At 72.5% G+C, this 18885-nt stretch carries 16 protein-coding genes and 1 tRNA gene; 8 read left to right on the top strand and 9 right to left on the bottom strand.

The features are described 5' to 3' along the window. Positions 1-110: 110 nt before the first annotated feature. The 6 genes from dnaK to WMF11_RS13590 all read left to right on the top strand — a co-directional run bounded on the left by dnaK (position 111) and on the right by WMF11_RS13590 (position 7439). Complete coding sequence (dnaK, locus tag WMF11_RS13565; protein WP_012235052.1) at positions 111-1940, top strand: molecular chaperone DnaK; 1830 nt, start codon at positions 111-113, stop codon at positions 1938-1940. Between the two features lie 34 nt (positions 1941-1974). Then, on the top strand, positions 1975-3309 hold the full coding sequence (locus WMF11_RS13570) for a hypothetical protein (protein WP_437908829.1): 1335 nt from the start codon (positions 1975-1977) through the stop codon (positions 3307-3309). A 106-nt stretch (positions 3310-3415) separates the two neighbouring features. Next, the gene (locus tag WMF11_RS13575; RefSeq protein ID WP_437977772.1) at positions 3416-5443 is read left to right on the top strand and encodes a M1 family metallopeptidase; all 2028 of its coding nucleotides are present in this window, start codon (positions 3416-3418) and stop codon (positions 5441-5443) included. Next, a complete protein-coding gene (locus WMF11_RS13580) occupies positions 5440-6399 on the top strand; it encodes a hypothetical protein (RefSeq protein WP_437977773.1) in 960 nt (319 codons plus the stop codon). Before WMF11_RS13575 ends, WMF11_RS13580 begins: the two co-directional genes overlap by 4 nt. A gap of 145 nt (positions 6400-6544) precedes the next feature. Next, a tRNA-Phe gene (locus tag WMF11_RS13585) sits at positions 6545-6617 on the top strand. Positions 6618-6953: 336 nt separating this feature from the next. Then, entirely contained in the window at positions 6954-7439 is a 486-nt protein-coding gene (locus WMF11_RS13590) for a response regulator (protein WP_437552260.1), read from the top strand. Positions 7440-7672: 233 nt separating this feature from the next. On the opposite strand, the gene WMF11_RS13595 is transcribed toward WMF11_RS13590, so the two are convergent. The 7 genes from WMF11_RS13595 to WMF11_RS13625 form a co-directional block, all read right to left on the bottom strand. Continuing rightward, positions 7673-8014 (bottom strand): hypothetical protein, encoded by a 342-nt coding sequence (locus WMF11_RS13595; protein WP_437552261.1) that lies wholly within the window; start codon positions 8012-8014, stop codon positions 7673-7675. A 129-nt stretch (positions 8015-8143) separates the two neighbouring features. Continuing rightward, positions 8144-8725, bottom strand: coding sequence for a hypothetical protein (locus tag WMF11_RS13600; RefSeq protein WP_437977774.1), 582 nt, complete (start codon positions 8723-8725; stop codon positions 8144-8146). A 112-nt stretch (positions 8726-8837) separates the two neighbouring features. Then, positions 8838-9752 carry an SH3 domain-containing protein gene (locus tag WMF11_RS13605; protein WP_437552263.1) on the bottom strand — a complete coding sequence of 305 codons (915 nt, stop codon included), beginning with the start codon at positions 9750-9752 and terminating at the stop codon, positions 8838-8840. A gap of 70 nt (positions 9753-9822) precedes the next feature. Next, positions 9823-12162, bottom strand: a complete 2340-nt coding sequence (locus WMF11_RS13610; protein ID WP_437908834.1) for a DUF4340 domain-containing protein — start codon at positions 12160-12162, stop codon at positions 9823-9825. Then, complete coding sequence (locus tag WMF11_RS13615; RefSeq protein ID WP_437977775.1) at positions 12162-13862, bottom strand: GldG family protein; 1701 nt, start codon at positions 13860-13862, stop codon at positions 12162-12164. Before WMF11_RS13615 ends, WMF11_RS13610 begins: the two co-directional genes overlap by 1 nt. Next, positions 13862-14608, bottom strand: a complete 747-nt coding sequence (locus tag WMF11_RS13620) for an ABC transporter permease (RefSeq protein WP_437908836.1) — start codon at positions 14606-14608, stop codon at positions 13862-13864. Before WMF11_RS13620 ends, WMF11_RS13615 begins: the two co-directional genes overlap by 1 nt. After that, on the bottom strand, positions 14605-15684 hold the full coding sequence (locus WMF11_RS13625) for an ABC transporter ATP-binding protein (protein ID WP_437977776.1): 1080 nt from the start codon (positions 15682-15684) through the stop codon (positions 14605-14607). Before WMF11_RS13625 ends, WMF11_RS13620 begins: the two co-directional genes overlap by 4 nt. Positions 15685-15975: 291 nt before the next feature. Here WMF11_RS13625 and WMF11_RS13630 point away from each other — a divergent pair, with 291 nt between their 5' ends. Together WMF11_RS13630 and WMF11_RS13635 are read left to right on the top strand one after the other, a co-directional pair. Next, on the top strand, positions 15976-16443 hold the full coding sequence (locus tag WMF11_RS13630) for a DUF3293 domain-containing protein (RefSeq protein WP_012235064.1): 468 nt from the start codon (positions 15976-15978) through the stop codon (positions 16441-16443). A gap of 129 nt (positions 16444-16572) precedes the next feature. Beyond that, positions 16573-17013, top strand: a complete 441-nt coding sequence (locus tag WMF11_RS13635) for a hypothetical protein (protein WP_437299476.1) — start codon at positions 16573-16575, stop codon at positions 17011-17013. A 40-nt stretch (positions 17014-17053) separates the two neighbouring features. Here WMF11_RS13635 and WMF11_RS13640 read toward each other — a convergent pair whose 3' ends face one another. Both WMF11_RS13640 and WMF11_RS13645 read right to left on the bottom strand, forming a co-directional pair. Then, positions 17054-17758, bottom strand: coding sequence for a response regulator transcription factor (locus WMF11_RS13640; protein ID WP_437552268.1), 705 nt, complete (start codon positions 17756-17758; stop codon positions 17054-17056). A 49-nt stretch (positions 17759-17807) separates the two neighbouring features. Next, positions 17808-18830, bottom strand: coding sequence for a sensor histidine kinase (locus WMF11_RS13645; protein ID WP_437977777.1), 1023 nt, complete (start codon positions 18828-18830; stop codon positions 17808-17810). Between the last annotated feature and the right edge of the window lie 55 nt (positions 18831-18885).

The following is an 18885-nucleotide window of genomic DNA, read 5'->3' on the forward strand; positions in this document are numbered from 1 at the left end:
CCTTCCGCATGGGCGGCGCACGATTGCCCCGCTCGGCTCCGCGAAACGGTCTAGCATCGTGGCCTCAGCGGCCGTTCGGGCCGAAGATCACAAGAGGAGCAGCGGCATCGATGGAGCGTGTCATCGGCATTGACCTTGGCACCACGAACTCGTGCGTTGCCATCGTCGAGGAGGGCGTCCCGACCGTCATCCCGAATCGCGGTGGGTACAAGACGACGCCGTCCATGGTCGCGATCACCGAGGCCGGCAAGCGGCTCTGCGGGCACATCGCGAAGCGGCAGGCGATCACCAACGCCGAGAACACGGTCTACGCCGCGAAGCGGCTGATCGGCCGGAAGTGGTCGTCCCCGCAGGTGAAGAACGCGATCCTGACCGCCTCGTACAAGATCGTCGAGGGGCCGCACGGCGACGTCCGCATCCAGCTGCGCGACAAGACGTACTCGGTCCCCGAGATCAGCGCGATGGTCCTCCAGGAGATGAAGCTGTTCGCCGAGGACTACCTCAACGAACCGGTCTCGAAGGCGGTCATCACGGTCCCCGCCTACTTCAACGACAACCAGCGGCAGGCGACGAAGGACGCGGGCCAGATCGCGGGGCTCGACGTCATCCGCATCGTCAACGAGCCGACGGCTGCAGCGCTCGCGTACGGGTTCGGCAAGAACGTCGAGAAGACGATCGCCGTCTTCGACCTCGGCGGCGGCACCTTCGACATCTCCGTGCTCGAGATCGGCGCGGGCGGGGTCTTCAAGGTCATCGCCACGGCGGGGGACACGTTCCTCGGCGGCGAGGACTTCGACGCGCGCGTCATCGACTGGCTGGTGCAGGGCTTCAAGGAGCAGCACGACGTCGATCTGCGGCAGGACCGGATGGCGCTCCAGCGGCTCAAGGACGCGGCCGAGAAGGCGAAGTGCGAGCTGTCCAGCGTCCTGGAGACCGAGATCAACCTGCCGTTCATCATCTCGAGCGCGCGGAACGAGGCGCTGCACCTCCAGCGGACGCTCTCGCGGGCCACGCTGCAGGAGCTGTGCGAGGACCTCGTCGAGCGGTGCATCGAGATCTGCAGCCAGACGCTCGAGGACGCGCGGCTCGACCGCGACGAGATCGAGGACGTCGTGCTCGTCGGCGGCATGACGCGCATGCCGAGGGTGCAGGAGGCCGTCCGCGACTTCTTCGAGCGCGAGCCGTGCAAGGGGGTGCACCCCGACGAGGTGGTCGCGCTCGGCGCGGCGGTGCAGGGCGCCGCGCTCGTGGACGAGACGAAGCAGATGATCCTGCTCGACGTCACGCCGCACGCGCTCGGCATCATGACGTTCGGGTCGAACTTCGAGGAGCTCATCCCGCAGAACACCACGGTGCCCACGAGCCGGTCGAAGATCTTCACGACGAGCCGCGACAACCAGACCGCCGTGAAGATCCTGGTCATGCAAGGCGAGCACCAGAAGGCGACGGACAACGAGCTGCTCGGCGAGTTCATCCTCACCGGCCTGCGCCGCGCGCCGAAGGGGCAGGTCGAGATCGAGGTCACGTTCGAGATCAACAGCGACGGCATCGTCTCGGTGAGCGCGAAGGATCTGGAGACGGGCCAGCAGCAGTCGATCCAGGTCACCGCGTCGAGCGGCCTCACGAAGGAGGAGGTCGGCGAGATGATGGAGGCGGCGAAGGAGTACCTCGTCGATCGCCGCGCGAGCGACCAGTTCGAGGGCGTCCGGCAGGAGGCCGAGAAGCTCATCGCCGAGATCGAGCGGATGTTCCCGCAGGTCGAGCAGATCGTGGCGTCCAGCGACTTCGGCCGCGACGCCATCGGCAAGGCGCGCGGGATCGTGGAGCGCTCGCGTCAGGCCATCGGCCGGCGCGACGCTGCCGCGGTCAAGGAGCAGATGGAGGCGCTCTCGCGCACCCACCGGATGTTCAAGGGTGTCGTAGCCAGGCCACAGGGGTGAGGGATGGCCGCGATGAGGGAAGACGATGCGGTCGGTGCCGCCTGACTCCAAGACCCTGGACTCCTCCTGGGGGCTCGACGAGGTGGACGAGCTCGAGGACACCCAACCGGTCGCCTCGGAGGAGCTCCTCGCGCTCGCCGAGCTCGCCCGCGAGGAGAGGGGCTCACCCCGCATGGAAACCCCGCCCGCCGGCACGCCTCTCCAGCCGGACGGCGAGGGCAAGATCACGCTCCCGCCGCCGATCCCGGTCAGCGACTACGTGGCAAAGATGATGACCCGCCGCTCTCACTCGAGCTCCGAGATCACCGCCCAGCGGCAGCGCCCTCCGGAGGCCTTTCCGCCGGAGGGGTATCCGCCCGTCCCGCCGCCGCGCAGGACGATCCCCTGGGAGCCGCCGCCAGGCTCCTCGTTCTCGGGCAAACACGGCGCTTCCGGCCGAGAGGCGGCGCGGCTCGGCCTGGAGTGCGACGAGCCCGGGGTCCCGTCGCGGCCCGGCGGGCGGATGGGGTTCGGATCGCTCGACGCCGAGCGCGACTTCGGGTCGGAGCTCGACGACGATCTCCTGCGCGAGCCGAGCCCGTCGTACCCGCGCAGCTTTGGCGAGATCGACGTCTTCGGCGGTCCGCCTGTCGATGCGCGGGACGTCCACGTCCCCCCGGCGGCGAAGGGGCGCGTCCCTCGTCCGGACGACGGCGGGCCGCTGGGCATCGATTTCCGCCTCGATCTCGGGTTCGAGGAGCCGGGCCCTCCGATGGACGAGCCGCCGATCACGCCGCCGCCCGGCACGCTCCGTTACGGCCTGCTCGTGGAGGACGACGAGCCCGCTTTTCGCGGCGGGACGGGGGCGCTCGCCGGTTCGACCTCGTACAGGGTCTCGGGCGAGGCGCAGGGCGCGGCGCGCGCTCCGCGCCGATCCGAGACCGAGCGCGCGCCCGCGGCCGTCGCGAAGGTCGACAAGGGGGTTCATTCACGCGCAACCGAGCCCCAGCTGAGCGCCCAGGGGCCGCGGGAGCAGATGCAGCACCGGTTCGATCAGGGCGATTTCGGCGGCGCGCTCATCCTCGCGGAGGGCCTGCTCGAGGAGAACCCGAAGGACTGGATGGCGCGGCAGTACGCGGACAGCTGCGTCGAGATGCTCCGGCAGATGTACCAGTCGCGCCTCGGGGACGGCTCGCGCGTGCTGCGGCTCGCGGTGTCGCCGGATCAGCTCCGCTCGCTGAACCTCGATCACCGCGCGGGCTTCCTGCTCTCGTGCATCGACGGCTACAGCTCGATCGACGAGATCCTCGACGTGTCGGGCATGCAGTCGCTCGAGGCCCTGCGGCTCCTGTACGAGCTCGTGCAGGAGGGGATCGTCTGCAGCGTCTAGGCGCCGGCCTCGCCTGACGTCGCGGCGCCGCCTCATCGCTCCGAGCGGACCGCCGCGTCCCCAGACCCGCCTTTCCGTGATGCCGCAAGCTCGCTAGGTTGCACCGGTGCGCACGGCTCTCCAGGCCGCTGTCGGTCTCCTCCTCGCGCTGCTCGCCGGCCGCATGGGCGCGTCGCTCCTCTCGACAATCCAGCCGATCGAGCCCGACGCTCCGGCGCGGCGGTCGCCGGCCGCTCCCTCCGGCGCGAGCGCCGCGCCGGCGCTGGCAGCTCCGGCGCCCGCGCCTCCGCCGGACGCCGAGCTCGCGGCCCACGCCGATCCGATCGCGAGCTACACGCTGCGCGCGCGCCTCGATCCGGCGCAGCACACGATGCACGGCGAGGGCACGCTGGTCTGGCGGAACGCGTCGCGCGAGCCGCAGCGCGAGCTGTTCGTCCACCTCTACCTGAACGCCTTCAAGGACCCGCGCACCGTGTTCCTCCGGTCGTCCATCGACGGCTTTCGCGGTGGAGAAATGCTCTATGATTACGGGCATATCCAGGTGACCCGCTTCGCGGTTCGCGAGATGGACGGCGCGGACGTCTGGCCCCGCGGCAAGCCCACGACGCCCGGCGATCCCGACGACGAGACCGACATCCGGGTGGAGCTGCCGCGGGCCGTGGCGCCGGGCGAGGCGATCACGATCGATCTCGCGTGGGACGCGGACCTCCCGTCGCTCGCGCTCAGGACGGGTCACCACGGGAGCTTCCACATGGTGGGGCAGTGGTTCCCAAAGATCGCCCGCCTCGAGCCCGACGGGCGCTGGGCGCACTTCCCTTACCACCGGCTCTCGGAGTTCTACGCCGACTTCGGGGCGTACGACGTGACGGTCGACGTCCCCGAGCGCTTCGTGGTCGGGGCGACCGGCCGGCTCGTGGAGGAGCGGCGGGCCGACGGGCGAGCGATCCGCCGGTTCGTGCAGGAGGACGTGCACGACTTCGCCTTCGCCGCGTGGGACCGCTTTCGCGAGCTGCGCGCCACCACCGGCGACGGCGTCGCGATCCGGTGCCTCTTCCCCGAAGGGAGCGAGCGCGAGGCGGCGCTGGAGATCGACCTGGTCCGGTTCGGCCTCGAGCGCTTCGGCGCGGCGTTCGGCCGCTACCCGTACGGCACGCTCACGATCGTGCATCCGCCGGAGGGCGCCGAGGAGGCGGGCGGCATGGAGTATCCGACGCTCATCACGACCGGCGGCAGCTGGCTCTGGCCCGCCGTGGGCGTGCGCTTCGTCGAGGCGGTCACGGTGCACGAGCTCGCGCACCAGTGGTTCTACGGCCTCGTCGCGACGAACGAGCACCGCTACCCGTTCCTCGACGAGGGCCTCACCACCTACGCGGAAGCGGACGCGCTGCGCGCGCGCTACGGCGACGGCTCGTGGGCGCGCCTGCTCGGGCTCGAGATCGACCTCCACCCGCAGTACCGCGCCGACGCGCTCACGTCGGGCCACAACGGCGCCGTCGCCCAGCCGGCCGCGGGCTTCGTCGACGGGAAAGACTACCTCGGGCTCGTGTACGGGAGGCCCGCGGTGCTCCTCGCGACCCTCGCCGGCGTGTACGGCGAGGACCTCGTGCGGCGAGCCGTCGGCCGCTACGCGCGCGAGAACCGGTTCCGGCACCCTGGCCCCGAGGCGCTGCTCGACGCGGTGCGGCGGGAGGTGGGCGACGAGGCGGCCGAGGCGCTTCGAGCCGGGCTCTTCGAGCGCGCGTGGGTCGACTACACCGTCGAGGCGTTCGACGCATGGCCCGCGGACGGCGCGGCGCCCGCGCCGGCCGAGGCCGGGATCGAGGCGGCGGGCTACCGCGGCCGCGCCGTCGTGCGGCGCCGCGGCTCGCTCGTGCTCCCCGTCGACGTCGCGCTGCACGGCGAGGACGGGAGCGTGCAGCGGGCGCGGTGGGATGCGCGCGAGAGCACCGCCGCGATCCCTTACGCCGGCGCCTCTCCGCTCGCCGCGGTGGTGATCGACCCCGACCACCGGGTGCTGCTCGACGAGGACCTCGCGAACAACGCGCGCCGATCGCGCCCCGACCTCCTCGCGCCCGGCGTGCTCTCGCGCGCGAGCTTCGCCGTGGGGCTCGCGCTCACGCTCCTCGGGCCATGAGCGCGCCGGCGGAGCGGGGCGCGAGCGATGCGGGCTCGCAGGGGGCCGCGGTGGCCGAGCCAGGGCGCGCGCGGCGCGCGGCGGGGCGCCCCGCCGCGCACGAGCGGCCAGCGGCGGTCGCGCTGTACTTCGGCTACCGGGCGCTCGCCTCGCTCGTGGTCGCGGCGCCGCTGTCCGTCTTCGTGGCCCAGATCGTCGGCGGATACCCGCGCGGCGACGCGATCCTCTTCGATCCCGGCGGCCTGATGCTCAGCGAGCTCGCGCGTCTCTCGGCGCACGCCGCCGCTGCCCTCGCCACGCAGCTCGGCCTGGGAACCCTGCTGGCCGCCGCGCTCGGGCTGCTCCCGCTCGCGGTGCTCCTCGCCGCGCTGAGCCAGAAGGGATCGCTCTCCGCGCAGGACCTGGGAGGCCGCGCGGCGCGCGCCCTGGGCCCGCTCGCGCTGCTCTGGGGCGTCGCGCTCGCGGCGCAGGTCGCCGCTGCGGCGCTCGTCCTGCTCCCCGGGACGAAGCTCTGCGCGGAGCTCCCGATCCTGCCGCGCGGCCGCGACCTTGCGGCGATCGCCGTCGCCGTTGTCGCGCTGGTACCGGTCGCGGCCATCGCCCTGCTCCACGATCTCGCGCGGGTCGCCGTGGTCGGTGAGCAGCGGGGCTTCTACACCGCCGTCTCCAGAGGGCTCGACGCGCTGCGTGGCGCTCCGCTCGCGGCCGTCTGGGCCTGTGCGTCCCGAGGCGCCCTCGCGGTCGTCGCGCTCGCCGGTGGGGCGTGGGGCATGCATCTCGCCGGGGTCAGCACCGGCCCGCGCGTCGCGGCCGCGTTCGCCGCGCAGCTCGCGGCGCTCGCCGCCGCGGCCTACCTGCGCGCCTCGTGGCTCGCGGCCGCCTTCCGGCTGCTCGATCGCTCCGCGCCCTGGCACGAACGCGACCAGCACAGCGCGCCCGACGACGCGGCCGGGTGATCGCTCCGCGCCCGCCGCAGGCGGGGGGCCCGGCCCGCGAGGAGCGCGGCGGAGCGCCGAAGAATTCCTTGACATTCAGCCACATCCGCGTAACGTAGCCCGCCCGTGACCGACGCTTCCAGCGTAAGCGCGGGGCCCGCAGCAAGCCCAGGTAGCTCAGTTGGTAGAGCAGAGGATTGAAAATCCTCGTGTGGGCGGTTCGATTCCGTCCCTGGGCACTACCGTTCTTTTGCTTGGACCGGCGAGCAAACGCCGCCGTCGTCGTCCTTACACGCTAGCGTGAGCAGCCGTTCCGCACGGCGCAGCCGCTTGTCGTGGGTTCGAAGGCTTGCGTTGAACTCCTCCTCTCGCCAGCTGGCCTCGGCAGCTCGCTGCGGGTGAGCGCGCAGCGGTCTGTTCAGGAGTACTTTCGCGGGTTTGGCCACATCGGGTGACAGTGGAACTTGGTTCCGGTGCGGTAGCGATCCTGATAAGGTGACGGGGGGATCACTCGTTGCAACCTGAACACTCCGGAGGCGCCCCAGGGAACGGCGCCTCCTCATGGAGGCTCCCTCATGGCCGATCGTCGTGTCGACTCCTCGCGAAAGAGCTCTCCGGAAACGGCCTCCGCTTCCGACTCGGCGCCGCGGAGCCGGCCGTCAGCGCCAAGTAGCCAGGCCAGCGAGACCGCTCGAAAGAAGAAGATCCTCGTCGTCGACGACTCGCTGACTTCGCTGCTGTCACAGCAGCTGACGCTCGGCGTGGACGACTACGACATCATCATCGCGCGCAACGGCAAGGAGGCCATCGCGAAGGCGATTGCGGAGCGCCCCGATCTCATCCTGATGGACGTCGTCATGCCGGCGATGGACGGCTTCCAGGCCTGCAGGTGGCTCCGCGCGTTCGATGCGACGAAGACCGTGCCGATCATCATGATGACGACGAGGAGCGATCAGACGAGCATCAAGATCGGCTTCGCGAACGGGTGTACCGACTACCTCATCAAGCCTTTCGACAGCAATACGCTGCTCACGAAGGTCCGCACCCACCTCGGCGAATAAGCGATCTCGCCCTCTCGGCGCGCGCCAGGCGCTGCTTCGACCGAACCCTGGCGACCGGAAAGGCCCTCCGCGCGCGGGAGCAGCTCGCAGGAAGATGGGACGGCAGGTGCCGCGCGAGGCCTGCCGCGACGCATACGCGAGCGCCGCGAGCGCGCCTCGCGGGAGGTGCCCTGTCACGAGGGGCGCAGAGCAGCCACGCGGGCGCGCGCGACAGGCTCGGCGCCGGCCGTCGATCAGAGGAAGAACTGGCCCACGAGGGCGCCGGACACCGGCAGCCCGGCGCATTTGCGCAGGTTCTCTATCACCGTGTTGCACCCGGCGATGGCGACGTCGTTGCCGTCGCACCTGAACTCATCGTCGATGCAGGAGATGGCCTCGTCGAACTGGTCCTCGCAGCCGTCGTACTCCGCGGATCTCTCGGCGTCCTCGAGGGCGTCCACGCACTCCACCTGGTCTCTGTCGCTGCACGAGCCAGTGCAATCGCACTTGTCCTCGCACAGGCCGGACAGCGAAGCACCACAGCCCGGAAGCATGGCGAGCGCGAGGGCGATCGTGAACGAGGGGGCGAGCTTCAAGGGGTATCCTCCGAGCTGGACGCGCAGCGCGCGAGCTACGATGACGGTGGCCCTCTTATCGCGTCCGCGGAGGAGGCACAAGCCGCACGTGCGCCAGGGAGCTGGCCAGTGTGCGATACCGCCTCCCTCTCAGTTCCGCTGGCCCCGCTTCGCTCCTTCGGACCGCGCCGGCCAGAGCCGGCGGAAGCCGACGCCGAGGAGGGTGCCGTCGTCGCGCCGCACCAGGCCGCCGAAGCGGCACTTCTCGACCAGCGTGCCTTCGGCGAGATCGCCGCCGTCTTGAAACCGGATGCGCTGGCCCTCGCTCAGGGCCGCGAAGACGCGCGCGTCGGCCGCGATGGCGATCAGCGACTCGGGCGCAGCGACGCGCAACGGCGCGAGGTCGGCAGGGCGCGCTCGGTGAACCACGCCCCGGCGGGTCACGGCGTTCGCGAGGTCCAGGCCTCGCGCTTCGTCCGGGGTGGATGATGCCGTTGTGGTGGTGTCAATCCACACATCGACGGTGGTGCCGCCCCTGTACAGGACCACGCCGGGGAGCGCCTTGCCCGTGGCGGTGGTCAGCAGGACCAGCTCGCCCACGCCGGGCTCGGTCGGCGCGCGCCCGCCGAGGCGCTCACGCACCGCGTCCACCGTGGGCGTGGCCGACGCAGGCGCCGTCGCGCGGTCGGCGCGGGCCAGGTGGAGCAGGGGGAGCGAGAACTTGCGCGTCATCGGCCCCAACCATTCTACGCGAACCGACGCGCCCTCGCTCGGGCGCGGCCCTGGAATCCGCGCCTGAAGCCGCCTGCGTGTCTCCCGTCAGGCTGACGCTCGCTGCCCCCGGTTACAGGCCGATGGCGCCGCGGTACATCCACCCCGTCTTGCCGCGGTGCTCGATCTTGTACCAATCGTTCTGCCGGCCAACGAGCTTGACCCGAGTGCCACGCACCAGCCGCATCACCACATCACCCTCCTTGGGCGCGCCGCGGACGAGCGCAGTATCCCAGCTCACCGTGGCCAGGCCGCTCACCGCGGTCTCGCTCGTGGTCGTGCCGGCGGCCTGCTCCTGTTCGCCGCCGCCGGCCTCTGCCTTCGCGGGGTCGGCCTGCGCGCCAGGGGGATAGAAGGTGGCAGTGTAAACGAGGGAGTACCGGCGGTACTTGTGCGGGACTTCCTCGAGGGACACGTTCGAGAACTCCCGCGCTGCGCACTGGAGAATGCCGCTGACCGTCGAGGCCGGCAGGCTCGTCTTCTTCCCCTTGACGACCTGGACCTCCTTCTTCTCGAAGTTGAGCTCGAAGCCGATCGGGAGCTTGCCGTCCACGCCGAGCGCCGCCGGACACTGGGCGAGCTCCTTCAGCCGGGGCAGCGCGATCGGATCGAACTGGAGCTCTCCGCAGTCCTCGACCTTCTTGTTCTTCTTGTCGGAGCAGCGCGTGATCCTGCCGGGGCCGACCACGACCTGCTGCTGGTTCTTCGCGGCGGCCTCGGGAGGCTTGGCCTCGGGCTCCGCGGTCCCGGGCGCCGCTGCCGCGGGGGGAGGGGACGCCGGCGCCGCCGTGGCCTCGGCCGTCGCCTTGACGTCGGAAGGCACGGTCGGGCCGATGCGGACGCCGGCGAGCTTGGGCCACGCGACGCCGACGACAAACCCCACCAGCGCGATCACCCCCACCCGCGACCAGACCGGCTGCTCATCGCCGGGACGGGGGATGTCGACCGTCAGCGGGCGCTGCCTCTTCGCCATGTCCGCCTTCGCCATGTCCAGCACGTCGCCTAGCACAGGTGAGCCATCAGAACGAAATAGTCCGTTCGATCGGGCGGCGGACCGCTCAGTCGCCCGCGATGCCCGCCGCCTCGAGGAGCGGTCGCACCCGCGACTGCGCGATGGCGTAGACCGCGCGCACGCCGTCGCGCCGGGCGTAGACGACGTTCGTGCCGCGGAAGGCGTCGCCCGCGCCGATCGCGATCGTGAACGACCCCGCCGGCGCCCGCGGCGGGACCGCGTCGCTTTCCTCCGCCGGGGCGGCCTGCGGCCGGGAAAGCTCGACGCTGACCCGGAGGCGCGGCGGGCCGAGGCCATGGCGCCGCTCCGGCTCGCCCAGCGCGACGGCGCCCTCGGCCCGGAGATCGGCCAGCGCGTCCCGGACGCTCGCGGCCAGCGCGGCGGCGCTCGCCTGATCGGCCGCTCCCGCGATCGTGAAGCCCTCCGGCGAGCGCTCGATCACGACCGGCTTCGCGCCCCGAGGGGCCAGCGTCACCCGCGCGATCTCGTGCGGCGGGACGAGGAAGACGTCGCGGCGGAGCAGCAGGCGACCGGCCGCGGCCTCCAGCGCCGGCGGCGCGACGAACACCGCAGCGCCGTCCCCGGCGCGCGCGAAGGAGCCCGCGCCGCTGCGCGCGCCGAGCGCCACCCGGGCCGCGCGCGTCGCCGCGCCGGTGCTTCCGCCGCCGGGCTCCGGCGCGGGGTCGAGCTCGGCCTCGACCACGAGCCGGGGCGCGCCGAGCCCGTAGCTCTGGCCAGCATCCTCGGCGATCCAGCGCTCGGCCTGGAGGCCGGCGAGCAGCTCGGCGAGCTCGTCCGCCAGCCCGCTGTCGGCCGCGAGGCCCTCGCCGGTCGGCTCGACGAGCCGCCAGGCGCCCTCGCCCGTCCGGCGGAGCCGCTGGACCAGGCCGGGGCGCTCGATCCGCAGCGCGCTGACCCGATCGGGGGTGAAATCGAACACCTTCATGGAGCGCAGCGACACCTCGGAAGGGAGGAGCGCGCCGGCGGCCAGGGCAGGGATCTCGGCGATCGCGCCGTCCTCGAGCCGCCGGACGTGCACCACGCCGGCCTGCTCGGCGCCGATCTCGAGCGTCTCGATCCGCTCCTGCGGCTCGCCCTCGGCGACTGCGCCCGGCGGCGTCGAGACGACGCGGAGGGTGGCCCGAGGCGAGGCGAGGCCGAGCGCCGCGAGATCGCTCGCCCCGGGCAGGAGGCGCGTCGCGCGGACGTCGAGGATCGCCTGGACCAGGGCGCGGCCCGTCTCCGTCGGGACAGGCCGGTCCTGCGGGGCCCGCAGGTGCCACTCGGTGCCGGCGCGCGCGAGCTCCAGCGAACGCTCGCCGGCGGCGAGCTTCACCTCGACGACCTCGTCGAGCGGCGCGGCGACGAGCGCGAGATCGACGAAGCGCGACGCCTCCTCGGAGAGCGGATCGAGCACGCTCGCGGGCACGCAGGCGGCCGCGCGCGTGGGCTCGCGCCGCGCCGCGACGACGTGGTCGGGCCGGCCCGGGCAGGCGCCGCCCACGTCGATCACGCCGCGCTTCGCCGCGGGATCGCTCGGCTCCAGCGTCAGCGTGACCCGGGGGCCGCCGGAGGACGCGGCCTGCCGCGCTTCCGCCTCGGAGAGGAACGCCTCGGCCTGCATGCGGCCGAGCGCCGAGAGCACGAGGTCGAGCGCCGGCGCGCTGACCCGGACGCCGCTGCCCTCGGGCGAGCCCTCCGCGAAGCGGAAGCCGGCCCCGCGGCCGCCGCCCCAGGGGGCGCGCGAGAACCGCCGCGATCCGCCGTCGCCGTCGAGCGTGAGGCCCGAGAGATCCGCGGTGGCGTAGGGGACGAAGCTCCGCGAGCGGAAGCGATCCGGCGCCACGTCGAGGGCCGAGGCGAGCTGCTTCGTGATGACGAAGACGCCTCGGCCCGCGACCTCGGCGTAGACCGCGCCGGGCGGCGTCGGGGCGCCGCCGCCGAGCAGCAGGCGCTCGCGGCGCGGGCCCATCGCGAGCGCGATCGACAGCCTGGGCGAGGCCAGGCCGAGGGCGGCCGGGTCGCTCGCCTCCGCGGAGACGCGCCGCTCCGCGGTCGCGAACTCCAGCGTGCCGAGGAGCTGGTCGACCGTGGGCTCGTCGGCCGGGTAGCGCTGCCCGTCGATCTCGACGTTCCAGGGGCGCTGGCCGGCGTCGTCGACCTCGCCGCGGGTGAGCCGCGCGGTCTGCGGCGCGCCGGGCGCGGCCATCGTCACGGTGAGCTCGGTGATCTCGTCGGGCCGCCACGCCTCGATCAGGTGCCTCCTGCGGCGCTCGGCCTCGTCGGTGGACACCGAGCCCCGGTCGAGGACGAGCAACGCGACGGCCGCCGCGGCGGCGAGCGCGACCAGGAGCAGCGTCGTCGCGTGCCGGCGCAGCGGCCGCATCACGGCGATCCTTCGCGCTCGGCCTCGGCCTCGGCCGACGCGCCGCGCGCGCCGCGTCCGGCCGGCGCGCCGGGGCCCCCCTTGTCGCCGGGGCGGCGCTCGGAGCCGCGCCGCGCCAGGTACACGGCGAGGCCGAGGAGGGCCGCGGCGAGCGGCATGTACACGATGACGTAGCGGAAGATCCCGGCGAGCGAGTCCTCGCTGATCCGCAGGCCCGCCGTGAACGCCGGCTTGTCCGGGATGTCGAGCATGGGCGGGCTCGCCGCGAGCCAGGACAGCGCGCTCTCGACGAGCACGGCTGTCCCGCGGAGCTCGGGGCTCTGCCAGTTCGCGCCGTAGAGCACGCCGGGCGAGCCGACCACCACGACGCGCGGCCCGTGCGCGGCGCTGGACCCCGCGGGCTTCGGCAGCTCCGAGGCGCAGGCGATCGTGAGCGGACCCGGGTGGTCGCCGTCGCGCGGCTTCGGGTCGGACGGATCCCGGGCCCAGCTGAAGAAATCGACCATGCCGAAGGCCTGGTCGCTCGTCACGAGCAGGGGCGCCGGGACCACCGGCCCGCTCGCCGTGGGCGCGAGCGAGCTCGCCACCGTGAGCACCGGGCCGAGCCCGAGATCGGCCGCCTTGATGAGCCCCTCGGTGATCGGGTGCGGCCTGACGATCGGCGCGAAGGTCTCGCCGAAGCCCTGCGTCGACCGGAGCTTCGGGTCGAGCTCGAACACGAAGTCCGACCGGAGCTCGACCCCCGCCACGGCCAGCAGGCCCGAGAGCCCGAGGTCCACGTACCGCTGATCGCTCTCGTCCGGCACGGGCCCGAGCGCGATCAGCGCGCTGCCGCCCTTCTCGATGAACGCGCGGTAGCGGGCCACGTCGCTCGCCGGCACCGGCCGGCTCGGCCCGGCGAGGACGAGCACCCGGCAGCGGTCGAGATCGACCTCCGGCGCGGGCTCCGGCGGCGCGGCGAAAGCCTCCTCCTCGTCGTCGTGGCCGTGGCCATCCGCGCCCCGGCCGCCGCCGAGCGCCACGACCTCGTAGTTGTTCTTGTTGAGCCGGTCCTTCAGCGCCGCGAGCCCGCCGGCGCCGCCGGCCTCGATCGACTTCTCGCCGTGCCCGGCCGCGAAGCAGATCAGCGGCCGCTCGCTGCGCAGGACGCTCCGGAGCGCGCCGGTGAGCGCCTGCTCGAGCCGCGGGCGCGACCGCAGGTCGTCCTCGTCCTCGACCTCGACCAGGTCGCTCGCCGTCAGGAAATGGGGCCGATCGCCGCGCGCGACGATGATCGCCGCGTCCGTGACGATGCGCCCGTCGTCCGTCTTGCCCGCGACGACGCCGTAGCGCTGCTGCACCGCCAGGAACTCCGCCGGGCGCCGGTCGGGATCGGTCACCTCGACCTCGATCCGCGGGTTCTCGGCCCGGTACGCGTCGAGCAGGTGCCGCACCGAGAGCGTCAGGGGGTCGCCCTCCGAGAGCAGGACGTAGACGCGGATCGGCTCCTCGATCGAGCGCAGCGTCGAGACGGTCGCGTCGCTCAGCGTGTACAGGCCGCCCTGCGTCCAGTCCCAGCGCCTGTAGTGGCGGGCGACGAGCAAGTTGACGAGCACCGCGAGCACCATCGCCGCGATGATCCCGACGCTCGTCGAGAGCTTCTCGCCGAGCGAGGTGCCCGGCGGCGGAGCCCCGGCTTGCGCGGGCCGCTCTCCGGACATCAGCCCCACCTCCACGCGTCGACCGCGCGCACGGTCACGAACAGCGGCAGCGCGACCACCGTCCCGTCGAACACGAGGCGGCGCAGATCGACGATCCCACGGGAGAAGTCGTTCATCTGCGTCCACACCGAGACGTAGGCGCAGAGGTCGTGGGCGGGGCCGTCCGGGAAGATGAACTCGCCGATGCCGAGGATGAACATGCCCATCACCGCCATCGTGCTGAGCACCGCGGCCATGAGCTGGCTCTTCGTGAGCGCGCTGGTCATCGTCCCGATCGCGAGGTAGCCGGCGCCGACCGCGAAGACGGCGAGGTAGCTCGACCCCACGACCCGCCAGTCGAGCTCGCCGGTCCTGCCGATGAGGACGACGTAGAGCACCGTCGGCGCCCACATCGCGACGTACGTCACGAGGGCCGCGGCGTACTTCGCCAGCACGACGCCGGCGGAGCCGACCGGCGCCGTCAGGAGCGCCTCGATGGTGCCGCTCCTGCGCTCCTCCGCGAAGAGCCGCATCGTGAGCAGCGGGCAGACGAAGAGCAGCGGCAGGTAGATCAGGATCGTCTGGCCGAAGAAGACCTGCACCGGGCCCGTGTCGGCGGAGAGCTCCACCTCGCCGGCGAACTGCGTCGCGATCAGGAAAAAGTGCACGCCCTGCACCAGCAGGAACGTGGTGATCAGCACCCACGCGAGCGGCGTCACGAAGAGCGAGAAGAGCTCCCGCTTGAAGATCGGCCAGAAGCCCCTCACCGCCGCTCCTTCCCCGCGCCGCCCTCGCCGCGCCGGGCCGCGCTGCCCTTCTTCTTCCGGCTGCCGGCCGCCGGCCGAGGCGCCTCGCCGCCGCCCGCCCCGGGCTCGGCCGGCTCTCCGGCGCCGCCCCGCGCGCCGGCGTCGTCGGCCGCGGTCAGCTCGGAGAAGACCTGCTCCAGCGAAGGGGCCCAGGGGACGAGCTCGCGCACCCCGAGGCCCGCGGCGACCAGCGCGGCGACGAGGCGCTCGGCGGCCTCGCCCGCGTCGGCGCCGGCGTCGAACTCGACCGTGAGCCGCGCCGCTTCGCCGGCGTCCTCCGCCTCGGCCGAGCGGACCTGCGCCGCGCCGCGCGCCACCGCGAGCGCCGCGTCCGCCGCCCCGCGCACGACGACGCGCGCGCCGGACGACCGGCGCATCGCGCGGATCTCGTCGATCGAGCCCTCCGCCACGAGGCTCCCGCGGGCGATCACGAGCGCCCGCGTGCACGTCGCCTCGACCTCGGAGAGGATGTGCGTCGAGAGGAGCACTGTGCGGTCGCGGCCGAGCCGGCGCACGAGCGCGCGCACCTCGCGGATCTGGTTCGGATCGAGGCCCGCCGTCGGCTCGTCCAGGATGAGCAGCGGCGGGTCGCCGACGAGCGCGTCCGCGAGGCCGACCCGCTGGCGGTAGCCCTTCGAGAGGTGGCCGATCAGGACGCTCGCGACGTCCTCGACGCGCGCGTCGCGGAGGGCGCGCGCGACGGCCTCGCCGCGGGCGCGCCGCGGCACGAGCTTCAGCTCGGCGCGGAACGCGAGGTACTCCGAGACGCGCATCTCCGGGTAGAGCGGCGAGGTCTCGGGCATGTACCCGAGCGAGGCGCGCGCGCGCATCGGCTCCTCCGTGATGTCGTGGCCGGCGATCCGCACCCGGCCGGACGTCGCGCCGAGGAACCCCGCGAGGATGCGGAGGGTCGTGCTCTTGCCTGCGCCGTTCGGCCCGAGGAACCCGACGATCTCCCCCTGGCTCACCTGGAACGAGAGGTCGCTCACCGCCTGGTGGGGGCCGTAGGACTTGGAGAGGTGCTCGACCTCGATCATCGTGGCATCGGGCGCAGGGGGTCAGGGCCGCCGGCGCGGTGCGCGCGGGCAGGCCGGTCGATCGCGCGGAACGCTTAGCGCACCGGGCGGGGCAGGGGAAGCGCGCGCCGGTCTGGCGTGGTCTGGCGGCGGTCTGACGACGAGCGCGCCGGCGAGTAGCCAGAGCCGCGCGTCTCTGGTAACCCTGCGCCGTCGCGCCCGGCGGCCCGGGCGCTCACGCCACGGGCCCCTCTGCAAGGCGACGCACCCGGTGCGCCGAGCGCCGCGGCCCCCTCACACCACCGCTGCACGATGGATCAGACGCTCCTCCGGTCGTATTTCTCGACCATCTACGAGTTCCCCACCCCGGCGGGGACGCTGCGCGTCTCGCTGGACGGCGAGATCGTCCAGGATCAGGCCGGGCTTCCCGAGCTCCTGACCCGCAAGTTCGCGGTGCTCACCGCCTACAACCCGCGCTCGATGCTCATCCCGCGCCGGGTCAACGATCAGCGCCACCACGTCCTCCGCGATCTCCTGATCCTCGGCTGTTACCGGGTGGAGCCGTGCGTCGGCTCCGAGGCGGAGCCGGAGGGCATCTGGCGCGAGCCGGCGTGGCTCGTCCACGGCATGGACCGGGACGAGGCGATCGCCTTCGGCCGCGTCTTCCGGCAGAACACGATCGTGTTCGCGCAAGGCGGCCGGCCGGAGCTCATCATCACCGATCCGACAGCCGACGACATCGGCCGAACTTTCCAGGGGAACTGGCGGGTGCGGTCCTGACCCACGCGGCGGCCGTGGACGCGGATCGCCGATTCCATGTTGAAACGTACCCGCAAAATGTGGGTTCATGCCTTGGCGTTTAGGGATGGGCGGACCGGCCTCGCTCACCACATGAGGAGACACAGCAGAATGCGCACCCAGGTCACCCTCGCAGCGCTCGTCGCAGCGCTCGGGCTCGTCGCCGGCGCTGGCGGCTGCGGCCAGAACAAGGTCTCGGAGTGCAACGCGCTCATCGAGGTCATCAACAAGGGCGTTCAGAGCATCGAGAAAGGCACCAAGGCCGGCACCGACCAGGGCGGGTCGAGCGAGCTGAAGGCGATGGCCGACGCGATGGACAAGGTGGCGGCCGACGCGGCGCAGGTGAAGCTGACCACCCCGGAGCTGCAGAAGTTCTCGGGCGAATACCAGGCCATGGCGAAGGACGTCGCCAAGGCGGCGCGCGATCTCGCGACCGCGGCGGACGCCAACGACGCGGAGAAGAGCAACGCCGCCCAGGCGTCGATCGAGAAGGCGATCAAGCAGGAAGATCCCCTCGTCGACAACATCAACAAGTTCTGTCAGGCGCCCTGACGGGCGCACCCCCCGGAGCGCTCGCCCTCCGACCGCCGCTCTAGGGGACGAAGCGATAGCCGACGCCGCGCACCGTCAGCAGGTGGCGCGGCGTCGTCGCGTTCTCTTCCAGCTTGTTGCGGAGCTGGAGGATGAAATTGTCGATGGTGCGCGGGGTCCCGTGGTGCGTCGGGCCCCAGACCTTGGCCTGGATCTGCTCCCTCGACAGGACCCTGCCGCCCGCCTCGGCGAGGCAGAGCAGCACGTCGAACTCGGTCGCCGTGAGCTCGATCAGCGCGTCGCCGCGGCGGACCTCGCGCGTCGCCGCGTTGATCACGATGTCGCCGGCGCGCAGCTGCGCCCCGTCGGCGCGCGCGATCGCGTCGCGCCGGAGCACGGCCTTCACGCGCGCGAGCAGCTCGGCCAGGCTGAACGGCTTCGTGATGTAGTCCTCGGCGCCGAGCTCGAGGCCCATCACCTTGTCCATCTCGGCGCCGCGCGCGGACAGCATGATCACCGGCAGGGTGCGCCGCTCGTTCCGGAGCATGCGGAGCAGCTCGAAGCCGTTCAGCCGGGGGAGCATGACGTCGATGATGATGAGATCGACGCCGCCGCCGCGGGCCAGCGCGAGCCCGCGCTCCCCGTCCTCGGCCACGAGGACGCGGTAGCCCTCGGCGGTCAGGTTCATCTCGAGACCCATCGCGATGCTGGGGTCGTCCTCCACGAGCAGGACGGTCCGCGCCGGTGTCTGAGGGGTTCGGGTCATGCTGAGGAGGTCCTCTAGCATGTTCATGTCCTGACCGGCGGCGGCCGCGCTACGGCGGCGCGCTCGCGTCGGCGCCGTGATCCGACGCGTCGTTGTGCGCCGCGGCGACCGCGGGCGCCGCGACCTGCGGGCGTCGCTCGGCGCTCGCCTTGGGCGCGCTCCGGAGCGGGAGCACGAGGGTGAACGTGCTGCCCTTCCCGGGCTCGCTGTCGACGAGGATCTTGCCGCCGTGCGCCCGGATGACATGCTTGACGATCGACAGCCCGAGCCCCGAGCCCTCCTGCTGCCGGGCCAGGAGATCGTCGACCCGGTAGAACTTCTCGAAGATCCGCTTGTGCTCCGCGCGGGCGATGCCCTTGCCGTTGTCGCGGACCGTGAGCAGCGCCGACCGCTTGAGGACGTGGGCGGAGACGCTGATCTTCCTCGGCTGGCCGCCGTACTTGTAGGCGTTCGACAGGAGGTTCACGATCGCGTCGACGAGCGCGCTGCGATCGCAGAGCACGGGCGGGAGGTTCGCGTCGATGGAGACGTCGAGGTCGACGCTGCGCTTCTCGCGGGTCGGCTCGAAGGCGTGGATCGCCTCGTCGGCGATCTCCCCGAGGTGGTGCTCCGAGAGCTCGTAGACGCGCCGGCCGCTCTCCATCCGCCCCCAGTCGAGCAGCCGATCGATGAGCTGCTGCAGGCGGGCGCTCTCCTTGGTGAGCGCCTCGATGCAGCGATCCTCGCTGATCGTGTCGCCGCGCCGGAGCGTGAGGGTCTCGGTGAACATCCGGATCGACGTGAGCGGGGTGCGCAGCTCGTGCGAGACCTTGGACACGAAATCGGCCTGGAGCTCGGACAGGTTGCGCTCGCGCCGGAGGAAGACCCACACGAGGATGACCCCGGTCGCGAGCGTCCCGCAGAACGTGAGGACGATGATCCCCATGATGAGGTTGTACTGGGCCTCGCCGAGGACGAGCAGGAGGAAGCCGACGCCCGACAGGAGCACCCCGGGGATGATCACCAGGTAGACGAGGAGCTGGATGATCCGCCGGTAGCCGAGCGTGGTGAGGTCGCGCCTCGGGGTCCGCATGCCGGCAGCTTAGTGGGGCCCCGCGCCGCCGGCGAGCCGCCGCGAGCGCCCGCGC

The organism is Sorangium sp. So ce295, assembly GCF_051527405.1.
Classification (GTDB): Bacteria; Myxococcota_A; Polyangia; order Polyangiales; family Polyangiaceae; genus Sorangium; species Sorangium cellulosum_B.

Bases quoted from the DNA above. Each gene is read 5' to 3' on its own strand.
- dnaK (WP_012235052.1), top strand. From the start codon at position 111: ATGGAGCGTGTCATCGGCATTGACCTTGGCACCACGAACTCGTGCGTT.
- WMF11_RS13580 (WP_437977773.1), top strand. From the start codon at position 5,440: ATGAGCGCGCCGGCGGAGCGGGGCGCGAGCGATGCGGGCTCGCAGGGG.
- WMF11_RS13590 (WP_437552260.1), top strand. From the start codon at position 6,954: ATGGCCGATCGTCGTGTCGACTCCTCGCGAAAGAGCTCTCCGGAAACG.
- WMF11_RS13600 (WP_437977774.1), bottom strand. From the start codon at position 8,725: ATGACGCGCAAGTTCTCGCTCCCCCTGCTCCACCTGGCCCGCGCCGAC.
- WMF11_RS13605 (WP_437552263.1), bottom strand. From the start codon at position 9,752: ATGGCGAAGGCGGACATGGCGAAGAGGCAGCGCCCGCTGACGGTCGAC.
- WMF11_RS13610 (WP_437908834.1), bottom strand. From the start codon at position 12,162: ATGCGGCCGCTGCGCCGGCACGCGACGACGCTGCTCCTGGTCGCGCTC.
- WMF11_RS13615 (WP_437977775.1), bottom strand. From the start codon at position 13,862: ATGTCCGGAGAGCGGCCCGCGCAAGCCGGGGCTCCGCCGCCGGGCACC.
- WMF11_RS13625 (WP_437977776.1), bottom strand. From the start codon at position 15,684: ATGATCGAGGTCGAGCACCTCTCCAAGTCCTACGGCCCCCACCAGGCG.
- WMF11_RS13630 (WP_012235064.1), top strand. From the start codon at position 15,976: ATGGATCAGACGCTCCTCCGGTCGTATTTCTCGACCATCTACGAGTTC.
- WMF11_RS13635 (WP_437299476.1), top strand. From the start codon at position 16,573: ATGCGCACCCAGGTCACCCTCGCAGCGCTCGTCGCAGCGCTCGGGCTC.
- WMF11_RS13640 (WP_437552268.1), bottom strand. From the start codon at position 17,758: ATGACCCGAACCCCTCAGACACCGGCGCGGACCGTCCTGCTCGTGGAG.
- WMF11_RS13645 (WP_437977777.1), bottom strand. From the start codon at position 18,830: ATGCGGACCCCGAGGCGCGACCTCACCACGCTCGGCTACCGGCGGATC.